Raw genomic sequence first — 18,551 nt, 5'->3', positions numbered from 1 at the left:
GTTAAACCTCCGAGTATTTGATTGATGTTTCTTTGAGGAAGGGGACCCTGGCGACGACCGCGCTGATTTCCCCCTTGCCGGAATCGATGGCGATTGCGGACCCTTCGCCGCTCAGCTGCGTGTCCACATAGCCCATGCCGATCCCTTTATTCAAATGGGGCGAGAAAACGCCGCTCGTCACATGGCCCGCGTCCTTGCCCCCGCAAAGGATCCTGTTTTCATGGCGCGGGGTCCTCCGTCCGTCCACGATGAAGCCGACGAGGCTGCGCCGGACGCCGCGCTTTTTCTGCTCAACAAGGGCCTTCTTCCCGGTGAATTCCTTTTCCATGTCGAGGAACCGCTCCATGCCGCCGTCGATGGGGGTCGTCTCCTCGGTAAACTCGTTGCCATAGAGCGGCAGGCCCACTTCCAGACGCAGGATATCGCGCGCTCCGAGGCCGGCTGGCCTCACGGCGGGGTGCTTCATCAGCGCCTGCCAGAGTTCCACGCCCCTGCCGGCGTCGATGTAGATCTCGAACCCGAGCTCGCCGGTGTAGCCGGTACGGCTGATGATGAAATTCCCCCCGAGCAGGCTGAAAAACTGGAATCCGTAATAGGCGAGCCTTTTCACCTCCTCGCCCACGATGGCCTTCATCACCTCCAGGGACCGGGGCCCCTGGACATCTATCTTTACTATGCGCGACGAGATATTCTCAAAGGAGGCCTCCGGCGAAAGCCGGCGCTGGATCGCCGTCAGGTCCTTCTGCTCGTTGGCGGCGTTGACCACCAGCATCCACTCATCGGCGGCGATGCGGTACGCGATGAGGTCATCCAGGATTTTTCCCTCATCGTCAAGCAAGAACCCGTAGCGGCAGCGCTGCGTCTTCATTTTGACGACCGGAATGGTGACGATAGAATCCAGCGAGGACCGGGAAGGATTTTCCTTGATGATGAATTCTCCCATATGGGAGATGTCGAATATGGACACGGAGGTCCTGGTATGCTTCGCTTCATCCAGGATGCTGCCGTAATGGATCGGCATGTTCCATCCCGCGAAGGGGGCCATAAGGGCCTTCAGGCTCATGTGCTCGTCATAAAGAGGTGTGTTTTTATCCATGTCTGCCGCCGGCTCCCAGGCAATTACTGAAACGTATCAACCGCTTCAATTTCAATATCAATATCCATTCTATCGCCCAGCTTTTCCAGTTCCCTCCGGATTGAAGACGCTTTCTCTTCAACGGGAATATTGATGACGCATCTCATGTTGAATATGGGAGCTCCGCTCAGGGGAGCGTTGGTGACGCGCGTTTCCATCGACTCGATATTGATGTTTCGCTTGTGCAGAATGCGGGTGATCTCATGGACGATTCCCGGGTGGTCCATGCTGGTGGCGACCAGCCGATGGGGCATCGACGGCGTTATTTTCCTCTCCTGCGGCGCCACCGTGCTTTTCACCTGGACGCTCAGGCCGGTGTTCTTTTCCAGGGCCGCCAGCTGCCCCCCCAGCTTCTCCACCATATCCTTCGCGCCCGACGCGAGAAGGACCACGGCGAATTCGCCCCCGAGAACCGCCATCCTGCTGTCCTCAATGTTGATCTTCCGCGCCGCCAGGAAGGAGCTTATCTCATCCACCAGCCCCGGCCGGTCGGAACCTACAGCTGTAAGAACGATGTATGAACCCATGATGAATATATTGAAACGCTTCATATAAAAATACAAGTTAAAATTTTTATGTCGTATGATTTTTTATCCAACACCTGTTGTGCAGCTCCCGCGCGCTGATTTTCTTTTTCCGCTTGACATTGCATCTCCATAGGGTACTCTTTTTTGCATGATAGTGAAGACCATACAGATCATATCCGTTTCCTCGTTCAGAACAGCCTCCCCCGGACCCGCATCTTCACCATATTAACGCTCTAGCCCAGGAGGGACCATCATGACGAAAAATGATGTCATCAGTCTCGATACGTTCGGATCCCACATGGCCGCATCGCTGAAAGATTACGACGGAGACTACATGATCATGACCATCGGGCCGCCGAAGAGCTTCATCGGCAGCACCATCAGGGACCTTCAGATCGGCGCCCGGTTCCAGTGCCAGATACTCTGCATCATCTATCTGGAAGGACATGCCCAATGGACCGCAGGCTCGCCGGAATGGAAAAACATGAAGATAGCTCCCACGGCCAACGACATCATCCCGGATCATGCGGCGCTCCTATTCCTCGGACGCAAGGCCGACCTCCTCAGGATCCGAGAGCTTGATTGACTCACCACAATAACCTTATCACACAGGCGGTGACCATGGAACAGAATCAGACCAGGGGAATGCTCACCCTCACACAGCTCGATGAAAAAATCCGCTCCGGCGAGATCGAAACGGTCATCGCCGCCTTCCCCGACCTATACGGTAGGCTTTTCGGCAAGCGCATCGCGCCGGATTTCTTTCTCGGCCATGTGGCGAAAACGGGGATGCACGCCTGCAACTACCTCTTCACCGTCGACATGCCGATGAACCCGGTGCCCGGCTACCGCTACGCCAACTGGAACACGGGGTACGGCGATTTTCACTGCGTTCCCGACATGGCGACCCTGCGGCACGCGTCGTGGCTCGACAAGACCGCCCTGGTCATCTGCGATATTTACGACGAGCACGGGGATTCCCTCACCGCCGTTGCGCCCCGGTCCATTCTCAAGAAGCAGGTGGCCGCAGCCTCGTCCCTCGGATTTCTTCCGATGGGCGCAGCCGAACTGGAATATTATATCTTCAAGGAGAGCTACGAAGAGGCGGGATCGAAGAAGCATCATGGTCTCGAGCCCTTCGGATCATACATCGAGGACTACCATATCCTTCAGGGCACGCGGGAAGAGCCCCTCAACGCGGCGGTGCGCCGCCACCTGGCCAACAGCGGCGTCCCCGTCGAGTTCAGCAAGGGCGAATGGGGCCCCGGCCAGCACGAGCTCAACACGCGCTATGCCGATGTCCTGACCATGGCCGACAACCAGATGGTGTACAAGCAGTGCTTCAAGGAGGTGGCGGACGCACTGGGCATATCAGTGACCTTCATGGCCAAGTTCGACGAGAACCTGGCCGGCTCGAGCTGCCACATGCATCTGAGCCTCTGGGACCCGGCAGGAAAGAAAAGTCTTTTCGCGGGCAGGGAGAAAATCGGTCCCGTCGCCGGGTCCGATCTGTTCCGCTGGTTCCTGGGAGGATGGATCGGCCACGCGGCGGAGATGATGCCCTTCTACGCACCCACGGTGAATTCCTACAAGAGATACCAGGCCGGCTCCTGGGCCCCCACCGCCCTGGCCTGGAGCTACGACAACCGCACCGCCGGATTCAGAATAGTCGGCGGCGGAGAATCCCTGCGCATCGAATCGCGGATCCCCGGCGCGGACATCAATCCGTACCTCGGCTTTGCCGCGGCCCTCGCCTCGGGACTCGACGGCATCAGGAACAGGATCGAGCCGCCGCCCCTCTACGAGGGCGACATGTATTCAGCCACGTCGCTTCCCCGCGTCCCCGCCACGCTGCGGGACGCCATCGCGGCCCTGGAGGAGAGCGCCTTCGCAAGGGAAGCCTTCGGCAACGATGTGATCGAGCATTACCTCCACTTCTATAAAACCGAGCAGCAGAGCTTCGACCGGGCCGTTACCGACTGGGAGCGGGCCCGTTATTTTGAGCAGATTTGATCAAGCAGGCGTTAATAAATTACCGGAGCGGCAACATCCCGATTGACAAATTCTTCCATTTTGCAAATATTAATCCCGGCGAAGGAAACACCGGTCCTTCCGGCAGTGCCGGTGTATTCCTTCCGTACAGATCTGAAATGTAGGAGCTAAAAATGAAAAAACGCCCATCCTGGTGGCTCGATTTCCTGCGAATCGCATGGCCCCTGACCACCCTAAGCGCAAAGATGACGCAATGGCCCATCGTGGGCAAGTTCTTAGCGGTGCTGGTCCGTCCCATCTTCACCGGCAAAAATTTTCATGTCACCCATGTTCCGGTCAACCTTGACGTAAGGGGAGCCGGCAGCACGTACCTCCCGGAGCGCATCCTGGAGGAGCTCATAAAGCGCTCGGCGCACCGGGTGACCATCAATCGCTGCACCTGCCGCGAGTCCAAGCAGTGCAAGCACTACCCCGTCGAGGACGCGTGCCTGCATCTCGGTGAAGGGACCAGCTATCTCGACCCGCACCTGGCCACGCCGCGGACCGTCGAGAGCGCCCTCGCCCACATGCGTAAAATGATCGGGATGGGCCTCATCCCGATGATCGGCAGGGTGCGCATGGACGACTTCTTCTACGGCACGCCCAACACCGGCAGGTCCCTCACCGTCTGCTTCTGCTGTCCCTGCTGCTGCACGATATTTGAATCGACCCGCTACTTTCCCGATGACGTCAAGGGCTCACTGGTGCGCCTGAAGGGGCTCAAGGTCCTCATCGACAACAGCGCCTGCACCAGGTGCGGCCTCTGCGTCGAGGGGTGCTTCACCCGGGCCCTGACCCTCGGAGACGGCGGCGTCGCATGGGACGAGAGCCTGTGCAAGGGCTGCGGGCACTGCGCAACCGTATGCCCCCAGAAGATCATCACCATCGCCGTTGACGACGTGGAGGAAGCCGTCAGGGAAGTCATGGGAAGGCTCAACGAGCGGATCAATATCGGCCCGGACGCGAAATAACCGGTAAAGTCCGATGATATCCGGTTCACATAACTGAGCGGGTGGCAATCCTTTCATGAAAAAAATGTGCTTCGCCATCGTGATCGCGCTTATCATGTCAGAGGGAATCCGCGCTGCCGCCCCGGAAAAGGAGCCGAAACCCGAGCTTCCGGAGCATTCGGAGCGGCATCCTTACCGGGGCTCCATCAGCGTCCTTGGCGGCATTACCATGGCGGGACTGCAGGGAGAATACGACTTCATACCCGAATTCGGCGTCAGGACCGTCGGACTATGCATACTGGGCGCCGATTTCAACAGCATGAACAGGAATGAATACATCATTGCCGCCATCATCGCCCCCGTCATTCATCTTGCCCCGGAGTTCAAGATCCTTGACCCGGTTCTCATGATCGGGCTCGTGTATTCCTATCACCACTGGGAATCAAAACTTTCGTATCTAAATATCGGCATTGACCGCACCGTGCGCAGGGGCAATCTCCACGATGTGACCTTCGGCACGGGCATGGGGTTTAACTTCAAGTTCGCTAACCGGTTCAAGACCGGTATCAATTTATGGATTAACTATGACTACTCGGTGGTGACCACGATTTCAATGAGGAAAAAAAAGGGGAACAGGATACTGCTTCCCATTCCTCTCATCGAATGTACCGTGCAATTTTAAATAGCGGGTCAGTTGGAATCCGACAGAGCATTCATCCGGCCGTCGTTCATCGATCCCCATGGGACCATTCATCATAACGCGCCCAGGTGAATATAATAATCGAGCTTTTGCTTGTCATGATCGGAAAGGTTGATGAAATTGATGGCTACCTTGCAGGTCCCGTCCGCGTCGTCGTCCACGCGCACGACGCTGCCCGATCCCTTGAAGATCTCGAAAGTATTCGGCTTCATGAAGGTAATATTCACGAGGGTTCCCACCGCAAGCCGCTCGGCTACGTTTATCAGCAGCCCGCCGGCGCTGATATTGACGGATTTGGACGTGTTGATTTCCCTCGTCCCGAACTGCGCCGCCTTGTCCCTCGCGACGATACGCACGTTGAACTGGTCATTGATGCGCACATATTCTCTCTTGCATTCGACCCGGGACATGGGGCAAAACTCCTTGGTTTTTCTTATGCGTTCATCGTAAAATCAAGCGCTTCCCTCGAGCTGCGTCAAAAAAAACGGATGCTCAGCGCATCCGTTTCCCGTTACTCTGATGATGTTTTAAGCCTTGGTGTCGATGCTAAATCCCTTGTTGGCTTCCTTGAATCCCTGTAATTGTGATTGAGTCTTTTTTTCCGCCTCGGGCTTGGCGATTTCATTTCCCTGCCGTTTCATTGCATCAATGGGCCCGCGGGTCATGAGATTTTCGTTAACTTTCTGTATTGCCATATAAACCTCCCTTTACATGACGCGGAATGACAATCGACATTTACCAAAAGATTTTTCATCACCGCGATCGTGAATCCATTCTGATAGAATTAAAATAACCGATAAGCCCCAATTATTCAAGAAAAAAAATCCATTCCTTGAAAAAACCGCCCTGTGGGCCTATTTTGAAACAAATGTAAAATAGTGTTGATTAATTTCGGCATAAAAATTGTTTGATTACTCACCGGCGCCATGGCAGAATTGGCCATGCCTTACAGGGGCCCGGGCGATCGCTTCGCCGTAATGGACAGCTACGTGAAAAAGACCTATTCCATAGAAACCTTCGGGTGCCAGATGAACAAAAACGATTCAGAGCTGATGTCGCTCTCCCTTGCCGATAACGGCTTTACGGCCGCCGAAGAAGGACGGATCGCGGATATAACCATATACAACACCTGCTCCGTGCGGGAACACGCCGAGAACAGGGTCCTTTCGCGGATCCGCTCCCGGCGCAAGCAGATCCGCGGGAGCGGCGGCATCATCGTCGTGGCCGGCTGCATGGCCCAGCGCATGGGAAAAGAGCTCATCGAAAACGGGATCGCCGACATGATCATCGGCCCCTACCAGTCACCCGCCATCGGGGAGCTGCTGCTGCGGCGCATGGAGGACGGCAAGGCCAATGCCTTCATTTCGCAGGACATGTCCGACTTTACCGGAAGGATAAACCACGACCTCCGCCGCCTCAGCGATACGCCGCCCTGGCACAAGTGGGTGACCATCACCCATGGGTGCGAAAACTTCTGTTCCTACTGCATTGTGCCCTCCGTGCGCGGCAGGCTCATATCGTTTCCCTCGAAGCAGATCCTTGACTACATACGCACCCTGGCGGGCGGCGGCATACGGGAGATCACACTTCTCGGCCAGAACGTAAACCAGTACGGCTCGGACAGCGGCGACGTGCCCTTCCACAGGCTCCTCGAGGCGTCAGCCGGCATCCCCGGCATTGAAAGGATAAACTTCATAACGTCCCATCCACGGGATTTTTCCGACGACATCATCCGCGTCATCCGGGACACACCTTCCATTTCGCGCTCGATACACCTTCCGCTCCAGAGCGGCTCGGACCGTATCCTGGGGCTCATGAACCGCGGCTACACCATGGCCGATTACATGAGAATAGTGGAGAATATCCGGAGCCTCCTCTACAGCAGCTCGATTTCCACGGACCTGATCGTCGGCTTTCCCGGCGAAAGCGCGGAGGAATTCCTCCAGACCATCGGGGCGCTCGAGTCCATCCGCTTTGACGAGGCCTTCACCTACGCCTATTCCCCTCGCCGGGGCACACCGGCGTTCTCATTGACCGAATCAATCAGCCGTGAAGAGAAGAGCGGCCGCCTGGCGAAGCTCATCGACGTCCAGAGAGGCATTACGAAACAGAAACTGGCGGAGCGCATCGACAGCGTTGAAGACGCCATCATCGAGGGGCTCAGCAAAAAATCGCCGGACCGTGTCAGGGGAAAGACCTTTCTCAACCACGTGGTCATAACCCCCGGGGCGCCGGAGGATATCGGGAAAAAGATCAAGATCAGGATAGACGGCGTTCTCGGCTCCACGCTGCAGGGAACGCGCATTGCGTAAAGCGTCCGCCATAGTGCTGGCCGCGCTGTTCATCGGCGGCGTCATGGATCCGCCCCTCTCCTTCGCCGGTCAATCGGGCCATGCCGACCGGAAGGACTTCGCGGCCATTCGTAAGCTGGCAGCGGAGAAAAATTACTGGGCCGTGGCAAAAAAGTCGGCCGAATTCCTGAAAAAGCACCCGGACAGCCACCTTGCTCCGGACGTACGCCTCCTCCGTGCGGAAATTGAAACATCCCCCGACGAAGCCGTCGCACAATTACGGGCCATCGTAACAAAATACCGCCGCTATAACAGGCGTGCCTATACCCAGCATCGCCTCTGTGAAATAGCCTACCTCCAGTCACAATGGGAGATCCTTGTGAGGGAGGCCCGTGAAGGGCGCCATCTGGGTAAAAGCCCCTATGCGGGAAAATTCAGCTTTTACCTGATCATCGCCCTGATACATACCGGCGATTACGCCGGAGCCGAGAGGGAATGCCGGTTTCTCATAGAGGAGAACCATGACTACCGCACCATGGCCCGGTCCCTGCTCATACTCTCGCACATCCTCCGCCTGACATCGGGATTTTCCCGGGAATACATTGGCACCCTCAGGGACATCGCCCTCGGCTACGGAGATTCCGACGCCATGCAGGCGGTGTTGTACCTGCTCGGCGAATTCTATGAAAACAGGCGCATGTATGACGAATCGTATTCCGCCTATTACGATCTCCTTTCAAAATATCCCGGATCGCCCGAAGCCGCGGAGGCTGCCCGCCGCGTCAAGGGGCTGATGAAACACGGCCCTCGCCGGGTCCCCTACCTCCCGGGAAAAATGGTACTTGATGCCACTGAAAAGATAGATATACATCCGGAAACGGACATTTCGGAAGAAGATCATTCATCCGCCTTCTATTCGATTTCCGTCGGGCCCCTCGCCTCCGCCCGGGAGGCGGCGGAGCTGAAGGGCCTTCTGAAAGGGTTCGATTTCGTTAAAACGGTACGGCTTACGAAGGGATACGCACTGTATGTCGGCAAGGGCTTCGACGAGGGAGCCGCCCTGAAGCTCAAGGTGAGGCTCGCGGAGGAATACGGCATCAACGGCCGCATTGTCCGCATTTCCACAGACGGCGAGCGCTCCTATATTTACGGGGAATGACGGCCGCCGGTTCCCTCCTCAGCCGACATCCTGCGCGGTCCGATACACCGCGCCGCCGACACCCCCCTCCAATCCCGGGTGAACGGGCTACAGGCCAAAATCGATCACGATCGCGGTCCCCTTCTCCTGCTCGATCGAGAGGCTTCCCTTCAGCTGTTTTACCAGTATGCGCACAAGGGTAAACCCGAATCCGCCGGACCTGTCAATATCAACGGATACTGGGATGCCCTTGCCGTTGTCCCTGACCCGGAGGGTCGCACGGTTATCCCGCGAGGTGACGGATATGGATAGAAGGCCTTCAGCCATGCCGGCGAAGGCGTATTTCATCGCGTTGGTTATAAGCTCGTTGACGATGATGCCCAGCGACGACAGGGTGGTGACGCCGAGGGGGATATCCTCAATATGCTTTTCGACCATCACGATCGTATTGCCGGGAAACATCGCTATGATCTCGTCCACCAGCGTCGAGAGGTAGCTCCTGATCGAAAGCTCCCTGAGATTCTCTGAACGGTAGAGTTTGTCATAGAGCACTGCCATGCCCTGCATGCGCCGTACGGCGTCTTTCAGGGCCACCGCCACGGCAGGTTCCTTCGCTGCGTTTGACTGCAGGGAGAGCAGGCTCATGATGGTGTTCATGTTGTTTTTGATACGATGATGGACTTCCTTCAGGAGCAGCTCCTTTTCTGCGAGGAGGTTCTTTATTTTTTCTTCCGCCTGTTTCCGCTCGCTGATGTCATGGGCTACGACGGTCGAGCCCACGATCTTCCCGTCATGGCGGATAAAATCATTGTGGAGCTCCACCCACCGGGTATTGCCGTTTTTTTCCTTGATGCGGTATTCCAGGCTCTCAGGAACGTTCTCTCCCGCGTGAATTTTTTTCAGCCGTTCCATGAGGAGCTCCTTGCTATCGTCAGTCAAAATATCAAAGGTGTTCATGGTAAGAAGCTCTTCTTCGGAATACCCCGTATACTCGCAGATGAGGGAGTTTGCCTTGACGAAGCGTCCCCTGGTGAAATCAATTTCCCAGATCCCGGCCGGCGCATGGGTGAACAGCTGCCGGTACTTCGCTTCGCTCTCGCCAAGGGCCTTTTCCGCCGTCTTGTGCTCGGTGATATCGCGGATGATCTCGATGGCTCCGATCCGCTCTCCGTCAGAATCGAACAGCGGCGCAGCCGACCCCCAGAGATAGGCCCCGGCACCCTGGTTCATATGGGGGATGTAAACCTCGGCATAGATATTGTTTTCCACACGCCGTACATTGGTGTACTTCGCCTCCAGTTCGGCCGTCGTAAGATCGACAAGATCGATCAGGATCGGCCTCCGCTCACGGTAAAAGGGGACCGCGTATTCGTATCCGCCCTTCCCCAGCATCTCCTCCTTGTTCACGCCGCTCATGTGCTCAATGGCCTTGTTCCAGTAGATCACCTTCCGGTCCCGGTCTATGACAAAGGTCGCGTCAGGGAGGAACTCGATGATGTCGTCCAGCTGCCGCAAGGTCGCGTTCAGCCTCTCCTCGGCCCTCTTGCGCTCGGTAATATCATCCACGAATCCCTCTATTCCCTGGAAGGCGCCCTGCGCATCGTAGCGGGGCCACGCGTACAGGTACCCGACCGCGATGGTGCCGTTCTTCTTGAAAAATTCGCCCTCGAATTTGCGCAACGAATCGCTTCCGACGATCATCCTGACATTTCTCTCCCGCTGCTCCGGGTGGGCATAAAGCCTGGAGACTTTCCTTTCAATGGCCGCCAGTAATTCCTCCGGGGAATCATAGTCAAGCATGGCTGCCAGCGCCGGATTGACGGACAAGAGCTCGCCTTCGGGGCTGGTCTGGAATATGCCCATGATCGAATTTTCGAACATTCGCCGATACCGCGCTTCGCTCTCAAATAAAACCGTCTCGGACCGCTTCCGGTCCGTAATATCCATGAGGGAGGCGACCCTATTCATGGTGCCGGGGATTATATCCACGGTGACGAGAATATCCCGTATCTCGCCTTTCTTTGTTACAAACCTGAACTCATACTGCCGCGGAACGCCTTTGTTCGGATTGCTTCGTGAACGATGCCATTCGAGCATGATATTCAGGTCTTCCGGAACCACAAAATCAGACCACTTCTTCCTGCCTTCTATGTCTTCCTTTGTATAGCCGCACAGAGACACGAATTGGGCATTGGCGTGAACGATGACGGCATCCTCATTGTAAATGACGACGGCCGTCCCGGTATTTTCAAAAATGGCCCGGTATTTCTTTTCGCTCTCGCTGACCTGGGTTTCCTTCTCCTTGAGCGCGCGATATGCATCGTGGAGCTTGAACGCCATGGCGATCGAAGCGGCCAGCACCGTCATGCCGGTTTTCTTTATCACATATCCGTAGGATGTGACGCTCTCGATCCGTTCCACGATCTCCTTTTCCGAATGGGATGAGAGAAAAACAACGGGTATGTCATGGGTCGTGAGGATCTGCCGGGCGGCCTCGACCCCGTCGATTCCCTGGCCGAGGTTTATATCCATGAGGATGAGGTCGAAATCATCCGCCGAAGCTCGGACCTTCTCTACCGCCTCGTCGCCGCTGTACGCGGGAACGACCCGGTAACCCATTTCAGACAGGGCCGCCGTTTCCTCCATCGCGACGAAGGCCTCATCTTCTACCAGGAGAATGCATTTTCGCCCGGTGTCCGTGCTGCCAGACATCTCCACCTCCCTCAATATTACAGCCAAATATTGATACCCTGATAGTGGACCGGATAGATTGCAGGGCCCGCGATACAACAGCACCGGCTCTATTTCTGGAAAGCGACCCCTGTATCCCCACTATTATATAGATATCACATTATTGTCCCGGTGTCAATCCATTGATATGGATAGAACTGCATATATTCGATTAATGCAATGCCCGGGAACCGGGAGGCGCCATGTTATAAACTCACGGGAATTGCTCCATTGGCGGTCCTGCCGTGAAATAACCACTTGACGGGCATATTCATTCTCTATAAGGTCACCACCGGCATGAATTGGATCAGATTCACGGATTCACCGTAAAGTTGGCGCGGATCGTTATATTCACGGGGAGCATAGATGGATTCCAAAATAACGCCGGCAATGAAGCAGTACCTGGACATGAAAAAAAAGTACCAGGAAGAGATACTCTTCTTCCGCATGGGCGATTTCTACGAGATGTTCTTCGAGGACGCCCGGATAGCGTCGAAGATCCTGGACATCGCCCTCACCTCGCGGCAGAACGACATACCCATGTGCGGCATCCCGTACCACGCCGCCGAAAGCTATATCGCCCGCCTCATCAAGGCCGGAAAGCGCGTGGCCATCTGCGAGCAGATGGAGGCGGTCCCCTCGAGCGGCCCTGTCGTGAAACGGGAGGTGGTGAGGGTCGTCACGCCCGGCACGGTGGTGGAGGCCAACCTGCTCCAGTCGGACGAGAACAATTTCCTCGCCTCGATTATCATCGACACTGCCGCCATCGGCCTGGCCTTCGTCGACATATCGACGGGCGATTTTTTCCTGTCGTCCATCGGCAAGTCGATGGACCTCTTCCGCAGCGAGATCATCAAGTTTAATCCCCGCGAGGCTGTACTCTACGAGGGCGATTCCCCCGACAACGGCGCCTTCGCCGATTTCATCGCCCTGCGGGACATCCCGGTCTACCGCATCAACGAGTGGCTCTACGACGCGGATTACATGGCGAACATCATCTGCGAGACCTTCAGGATCGCCGGGACCAAGGGCCTTGGCATCACCGCCGATCTCGACATCATGACCGCGGGATCCATTCTCCAGTACCTGAAGGAGGCCCACAAGAAGAGCTTCGACCACCTGAAATACCCCCGGAAAATACTCTCCGGCGACATCATGACCCTGGACGACGCCACGATATCCAACCTCGAGCTGGTCAGGAACCTCCAGGACGGGACGAAGAACCGCACCCTCTTTTCCGTCCTCGACTACACCGGGACCGCCATGGGAAGGCGCGCCCTGGAGCGAAACATCCTCCAGCCGCTCCTGGACACGGCCGCGATTGAAAAGCGCCTTGACATGGTCCAGTACCTGCACGAGTTCCACCAGCTCACGGCGCAGCTCTCGGGAATCATGGGAGGCATCCATGATATCGAGCGCCTCATCTCGCGCTTCGTCATCGGCAGGACCTTCCCGAGGAATTTCATCGCCCTTATGAACTCGACCAGGGCGGCCGCGGAAATCCGGTCCATCCTCGCCGAGCAGCCCCATGACCTGGTGCGGGAGATCGCCGAAACCATACCCGACCTGACCGAGCTTGCGTCCATCATTCACGCCGCCATCGACGACGATCCCTCCCTGTCCCCCGAGCACGGCAGGGTCATCCGGAAGGGATTCAACGCCGACCTGGACCGCATCTACGAGCTGAAGACCAACGCGAAGAACTGGATCGTGGAGTACCAGGAGGAGGAGAAGAAAAACCTGGGCATGTCGTCCCTTAAGATACGCTACAACAAGATCCTGGGCTACTATATCGAGGTGAGCAAGGGTCAGGCCTCGGCCATGCCGGAAACGTATTTCCGAAAACAGACACTGGTAGGATCGGAGCGCTTCACCACCGAGAAACTCCAGGCCTTCGAGTCGGAGATCCTCTCCGCGTCGGAAAAGATCGTTCAGATCGAAAACGAGGAGATCGCCAGGCTCACGAAGGCGGTCCTCGAGGCCAGGGCCGGGTTCCAGGCCATGGCGGAAGCCATCGGCGGCCTCGACTGCTGGTGCTCCCTCGCCATGGCCGCGAAAGAGAACCGCTTCGTGCGCCCCGGCATCAACGCCGACGGCATCACCCGCATCAGGGAGGGTCGCCATCCCGTGGTGGAAAAATACTACACCAGGGAGGTGTTCATCCCCAATGACATCAACCTGGACGCGGACGAAAACATCATAAAGATAATCACCGGCCCCAACATGTCGGGGAAGTCGACCTACATCCGGATGTCGGCGGTAATACAGCTCATGGCGCAGATAGGGTCTTTCGTGCCGGCGCGGGAGGCCGTCCTTTCCATCGCCGACCGCATATTCACCAGGATCGGCGCGTCGGACAACATATCCCGGGGTGAATCGACGTTCCTTGTCGAAATGAACGAAACCGCCGGCATACTCAACAACGCGACGCCCCGGAGCCTGATAATCATGGACGAGATCGGCAGGGGCACCAGCACCTACGACGGCCTGTCGATCGCCTGGGCCGTGGTGGAGTACATCCAGCGCTACCTGAAAGCGCGGACCCTCTTCGCGACGCACTACCATGAGCTCACCCAGCTCGGAAACCGCAGGGGCATCGTCAATTATACGGTCATGGTCAAGGAGCGCCTGAACGGGGTCGATTTTCTCCACAAGGTGGTGAGGGGGGCCGCTGACAAATCCTACGGCATCCATGTGGCGAACCTGGCCGGGATACCGAAACCGATCATCGCCAAGGCGGAGCAGATTCTCCAGCGCCTTGAGAAGGGCCGGAAGAACATCAAGCCCCTGAACCCTGAAGAGGAAGAGGACGCCGAGCAGCTCGAGATTTTTAACGCCTCAAACCATCTGGTTGTCCAGGCTATAAAAAACATCGATACCGATACCATCACCCCGATAGAGGCTTTAAATGAGCTGCACCGGTTGAAAAAACTGATCGAATAATGAAGATGATCCTATAGGAATTTGATAATCATCGTAAAAAATCAATGAGTTATAAAAATAATAGAAATTACTTGATTTTTTGCCGATTTTATTATTAGTGATAATATATTATGTGTTTAATCAAGAGGCAAAATGTCTGACATACAGTTTAAGGTCGAAAATTACCTCGCCAATTCCTTTGTTATTGTTGAAGGCAAAAAAAACGCCAATAACTTTTATATTATTCTCAAGGGAAAGGTCAAGGTCGCCAAGGATAACCCGGTAATAGCTACCGAGCCGTATTCCGTCCTGGGACCGGGCGATTTTTTCGGTGTTGTGTCATGCATGAGCGCCCATGCCCGGATCGAATCAGCCGTTGCCCTTGAAAACGTTTCACTCATCTCCGTCGATAGGGAGAAATTCGGCCTCCTTATCCAGAAAAACCCGACCGTGGCCATGAAAATCATACGGTTTTTCAGCCGCCAGCTCCGCGATTTTGACCAGGCCATCACCAACCTGACCTTCAAAAATGTAGCAACCGAAGACCCTTCGCACCTCTATAATATCGGCGAATATTATATCAAGAAGAGGGTCCTGAACCATGCCATATACGCCTACCAGAAGTTTTTGCAATACAGGCCGACCAGTGAGAACCGTGATATGGCCATACAGCGTCTCCAATCCCTGAAAGCCCCCCTGAAATCCCCCGACACGGGCCAAAAGGCGGGCATGAACCGCAAATACAGGGACAATACCATGATATTCTGCGAATACGAGCCGGGCGAAGAGCTCTTCATCATCCAATCAGGCAAGGTCAAGATCACCAAGATCGTCAACGAGGAAGTGCTCCTGGCGGTGCTCAAGCAGGGCGACATTTTCGGCGAAATGGCCATCCTCGACAACAAGCCGCGCAGCGCCTCCGCCATTACCTTCGGCGACGTCGAAGTGCTGGCCATCAACAAGTCGAACTTCGAGAGCATGGTCCAGGCCCAGCCCCAGCTGGCGACGCGCCTGATCCAGATCCTGAGCGAGCGTATCTGGACCGCCTACCGTCAGCTGGAAAACCTCATGATCCAGGATCCCCTGGGGCGCATTTACGATACCCTTCTCATACAGCTTGAAAAGCAAAAAATACGGATCGAAGCGAAGCAGCCCCATAACTTTGAATTCGGCACAAAGGAATTGATCAACATGGTGGGCCTCACTCCCGAAAAGGGAGACATGTACGTCGTCCAGCTCCTGGAGGACAAGCATTTCGTCCTCTCTGAAGGTAAGATCGTTTGCACCGATATCCTTGAACTGGAAAAGACCGTGCAGTTCTACAGAAAAAAAGCCGCCATGGAAAGAAAACGTGAAGCCAGTAAAAACGCTTAAAGCCGCCGCCTTTGTCCTTGTTTCCGTAATCCTCCTTCTGTCCGCCTCCATTGCGCTGCTGGTCGCCTTTTACCCCGCTGAAAGGATATTATCCCTGGTCACGGAGAAGGCCGAGAGCGCCCTGGGAAGAAAAGTCATCATCCGGCACATCGGGTACGGCATCGGCGGGATTACCCTTGAGGACGTCACCGTTTACGAATCAGACAAAGAATCACCGGTCCTGGCCGGCGTCGACAGGGCCGACCTCCGCATCTCCCTTCTTTCCCTGTTCAAGATGGAGCTGGATTTCAGCTCCATATCCCTGAAAAAGGCGCGCTGCAATATCGTGTTCGACGAGAACAGGGAATCGAACATCGGGAAGCTCCTCTCGAGCCTCACGAAAGGCAAGGGATCCGGCGTAACGGCGAAAATATCCAGGATCAAGGTTACGGACGCTACCGTTACCCTCTCAAATCCGCCCCCCGTACTGGCGCCACTGGCCGGCACCTACAACATCGACGTCACGGTAAAGATCGGCACGAATATCATGGTAAAGGATTGCACGGTTCAACTGCCGCGTCCGCGGGGGATCGTGCATCCGGAATTGACCATAAAAACATCGAAGGACAACTTTGAAATAACCGGCGATGTCAGGCTGGAAAACGCGTCCCTTCTCTGGGTATACCAGTGGGGAAAAAACGTGAACCTCCCTTACAATGTTGTCAATGGAACCGTTAAAAACCTGGTGATAACAAAATCATTCGTCAGGGGGGACGTCATCGCCGCATCGACGCTCCTCAATACCCCGAAGGTCATAAGCGCCAACGGATTCTGCAAGGTTGATATCAGCGGACGGACGGTCTTCATCGGGCGCGTCAGCGGAGGAATCGATAAATCCTCATTCTACATTGACAGCCTCCATTTCACCTTTGGCGGCGGACTGATAGGCTTCAACATCAGGAACATCGATGCCCAGGTATCGGACGCAGCGGCTGTCCTGAAATTCCTCCCGGCCAAGCTGTACGGTAAGGTGGAGGGAGACCTTCGCTACGGCGGCGGACTCTATAACGGGAACCTCAAGCTGGTCAATTGCGGCTATGACCCGGAGATCAAGCTGATCAGCGACCTGAACGCCTCCGTAACCATAGCCGAAAGCCGATTCAAGCAGACCGGAATCCCCTTCAGGTTCTACGGCAATCCGTGCGTACTCTCCATCGCCTCCACGGAAGCGGACTTCTCGAAACTCTTCATCAACGTCGGGGCCGAAAAAATCGTCATCGATCCCGAAAAGAACAGGTTCTCCCAGGGCGACGCGCCCATCAACATCCCGAAGGAGATCAGCGGCATTATTAATGTGAACCGTCTCCAGTACGGCGCCCACCAGGTCAGCGGCATTCAGCTCCAGTACCTCCTCTCCGGGAGCACCGTCTCCATAAAAGGGTTCCAGTTCATTTTTTCCGAGGGGAAAATCAACGGCAGCGGCGCCATCTCCATGGGTCAGGGCCCGCCGCAGGCGTCGCTGGCGCTGAATTTCGCGGGCCTCCTGATGCAGGACGCGGTATCTCCCAATGAAAAGATACGCAACAGGATCTTCGGGACGGCGAGCGGCAAGGCGAAGGTCGACTTCGAGCTGAGCGGAAGGATCCTCCAGACGGCGCGGGGCAACGTCGAGTTCACCGTCGACCGGGGGAAGCTTGTCGATACCGGGGTCCAGAACGGCCTCGGACTCCTCCTGTCGGAGCTGAAATACAAGCTGCGGGACCTGGAGTTCAACAAGATCTACGGCAACATGGACATCAGGGGCACGAACTATCTCGTCCGCTCCTTCATATTCAGCTCCAACAAGGTGCGCCTGAAGATCACCGGCACTTTCAACGACAAGCTGGTCGCGAGCCCGCTGAACATCACGCTGGAATTCACCAGGGAATTCATACAGGACCTCCCGGGGCTCATCACCATGGGCCTGAACAACTACCTGAGGGGGGAATGGTACATCATGCCCTTCGTCCTTAACGGCGACATGATGAACGGCAGCAACGTGAAACGGGTAAACTGAGAAGAAGATCTCTCGCGGAGTCGCGGAGACGCAGAGGTTTTATAGGTTTGGCCTTTACAGAAATATGATACAACTGCATCATATCCTGCATTCATCATCTAAATAAAAAATAACCGCACAACAAAATCCGAAAATATTATTTTAAAAACAGCTCAAACGAACTCTGCGCCTCAGCGCCTCTGCGAGAACCTTTTTAATATTTTTTATCGGCGTACTCCAGCCAGCCCCCGGCCTGGACGAGGTCCCGGTCGAATTCCGAGATGGCGAACCTGATCCGCTCCTCCTCCCCGTTTACCCGGATGATGAACTGCCCCTGGGTGAAATCGGTCTCGATCTCGGCGTCCTTGTCCGCCGCTGACGTGAAGAGCATGTCGATGGCCTCATGGGGGAGCTCCACCGCCATCATGCCGCAGTTGTACATGTTCTGCCTGAATATTCTCGCGAAGCTTTCGGCGATCACCAGGTTGATGCCGTTCATTTCGAGGGCCCACGGCGCGTGCTCCCTCGAGGAGCCGCACCCGAAATTGGAGCGGGTGATGATGACGCTCTTGCCGGGGATGTCGCGGCGATGGTCAAAGCCTTCCATTTTCAGGCCCTCGAGGAGATGGGGCTTCAGCGCCTCCTTCGTGATCTCGGTGAGGTAATGGGCGGGGATGATCTCGTCTGTATTGATGTCTGCCCTGTCGAGGAAGAGGGCCTTCCCGTTGAAATTCTTCAT

15 protein-coding genes are annotated in these 18,551 nt (G+C 55.8%); 9 read left to right on the top strand and 6 right to left on the bottom strand.

What is annotated here, in order from left to right; genetic code table 11:
• Window position 1 precedes the first annotated feature (1 nt).
• Both gcvT and KA369_12390 read right to left on the bottom strand, forming a co-directional pair.
• On the bottom strand, window positions 2–1,096 hold the full coding sequence (gene gcvT / locus KA369_12395; protein MBP7736767.1) for a glycine cleavage system aminomethyltransferase GcvT: 1,095 nt from the start codon (window positions 1,094–1,096) through the stop codon (window positions 2–4).
• Between the two features lie 23 nt (window positions 1,097–1,119).
• Window positions 1,120–1,686, bottom strand: coding sequence for an ACT domain-containing protein (locus KA369_12390; protein ID MBP7736766.1), 567 nt, complete (start codon window positions 1,684–1,686; stop codon window positions 1,120–1,122).
• A gap of 229 nt (window positions 1,687–1,915) precedes the next feature.
• Here KA369_12390 and KA369_12385 point away from each other — a divergent pair, with 229 nt between their 5' ends.
• From KA369_12385 to KA369_12370, 4 genes are all read left to right on the top strand, one after another.
• A complete protein-coding gene (locus KA369_12385; protein MBP7736765.1) occupies window positions 1,916–2,248 on the top strand; it encodes a hypothetical protein in 333 nt (110 codons plus the stop codon).
• Between the two features lie 59 nt (window positions 2,249–2,307).
• A complete protein-coding gene (locus KA369_12380; protein MBP7736764.1) occupies window positions 2,308–3,675 on the top strand; it encodes a glutamine synthetase in 1,368 nt (455 codons plus the stop codon).
• 152 nt (window positions 3,676–3,827) lie between these two features.
• On the top strand, window positions 3,828–4,664 hold the full coding sequence (locus KA369_12375) for a 4Fe-4S binding protein (GenBank protein ID MBP7736763.1): 837 nt from the start codon (window positions 3,828–3,830) through the stop codon (window positions 4,662–4,664).
• A 55-nt stretch (window positions 4,665–4,719) separates the two neighbouring features.
• A complete protein-coding gene (locus KA369_12370; GenBank protein ID MBP7736762.1) occupies window positions 4,720–5,325 on the top strand; it encodes a hypothetical protein in 606 nt (201 codons plus the stop codon).
• A 71-nt stretch (window positions 5,326–5,396) separates the two neighbouring features.
• On the opposite strand, the gene KA369_12365 is transcribed toward KA369_12370, so the two are convergent.
• Together KA369_12365 and KA369_12360 are read right to left on the bottom strand one after the other, a co-directional pair.
• Window positions 5,397–5,753, bottom strand: a complete 357-nt coding sequence (locus KA369_12365) for a PilZ domain-containing protein (protein ID MBP7736761.1) — start codon at window positions 5,751–5,753, stop codon at window positions 5,397–5,399.
• Window positions 5,754–5,870: 117 nt separating this feature from the next.
• Window positions 5,871–6,038, bottom strand: coding sequence for a hypothetical protein (locus KA369_12360; protein ID MBP7736760.1), 168 nt, complete (start codon window positions 6,036–6,038; stop codon window positions 5,871–5,873).
• Window positions 6,039–6,284: 246 nt separating this feature from the next.
• Between KA369_12360 and miaB the strand changes: the two genes are divergently transcribed.
• Together miaB and KA369_12350 are read left to right on the top strand one after the other, a co-directional pair.
• Window positions 6,285–7,655, top strand: coding sequence for a tRNA (N6-isopentenyl adenosine(37)-C2)-methylthiotransferase MiaB (miaB, locus tag KA369_12355; protein MBP7736759.1), 1,371 nt, complete (start codon window positions 6,285–6,287; stop codon window positions 7,653–7,655).
• Window positions 7,648–8,793 (top strand): hypothetical protein, encoded by a 1,146-nt coding sequence (locus tag KA369_12350; GenBank protein MBP7736758.1) that lies wholly within the window; start codon window positions 7,648–7,650, stop codon window positions 8,791–8,793. The genes miaB and KA369_12350 overlap by 8 nt, the downstream gene beginning before the upstream one ends.
• A gap of 87 nt (window positions 8,794–8,880) precedes the next feature.
• Here KA369_12350 and KA369_12345 read toward each other — a convergent pair whose 3' ends face one another.
• Window positions 8,881–11,484, bottom strand: coding sequence for a PAS domain S-box protein (locus KA369_12345; GenBank protein MBP7736757.1), 2,604 nt, complete (start codon window positions 11,482–11,484; stop codon window positions 8,881–8,883).
• 384 nt (window positions 11,485–11,868) lie between these two features.
• Here KA369_12345 and mutS point away from each other — a divergent pair, with 384 nt between their 5' ends.
• The 3 genes from mutS (at window position 11,869) to KA369_12330 (ending at window position 17,833) form a co-directional block, all read left to right on the top strand.
• The gene (gene mutS, locus KA369_12340; protein MBP7736756.1) at window positions 11,869–14,445 is read left to right on the top strand and encodes a DNA mismatch repair protein MutS; all 2,577 of its coding nucleotides are present in this window, start codon (window positions 11,869–11,871) and stop codon (window positions 14,443–14,445) included.
• 132 nt (window positions 14,446–14,577) lie between these two features.
• A complete protein-coding gene (locus KA369_12335) occupies window positions 14,578–15,798 on the top strand; it encodes a Crp/Fnr family transcriptional regulator (protein ID MBP7736755.1) in 1,221 nt (406 codons plus the stop codon).
• A complete protein-coding gene (locus KA369_12330) occupies window positions 15,776–17,833 on the top strand; it encodes a hypothetical protein (protein MBP7736754.1) in 2,058 nt (685 codons plus the stop codon). The genes KA369_12335 and KA369_12330 overlap by 23 nt, the downstream gene beginning before the upstream one ends.
• A gap of 193 nt (window positions 17,834–18,026) precedes the next feature.
• On the opposite strand, the gene KA369_12325 is transcribed toward KA369_12330, so the two are convergent.
• On the bottom strand, window positions 18,027–18,551 hold the full coding sequence (locus KA369_12325; GenBank protein MBP7736753.1) for a 3-isopropylmalate dehydratase small subunit: 525 nt from the start codon (window positions 18,549–18,551) through the stop codon (window positions 18,027–18,029).

The organism is Spirochaetota bacterium (assembly GCA_017999915.1).
Taxonomy (GTDB): domain Bacteria; phylum Spirochaetota; class UBA4802; order UBA4802; family UBA5550; genus RBG-16-49-21.
This window is presented reverse-complemented; position numbering and strand designations above follow the sequence as displayed.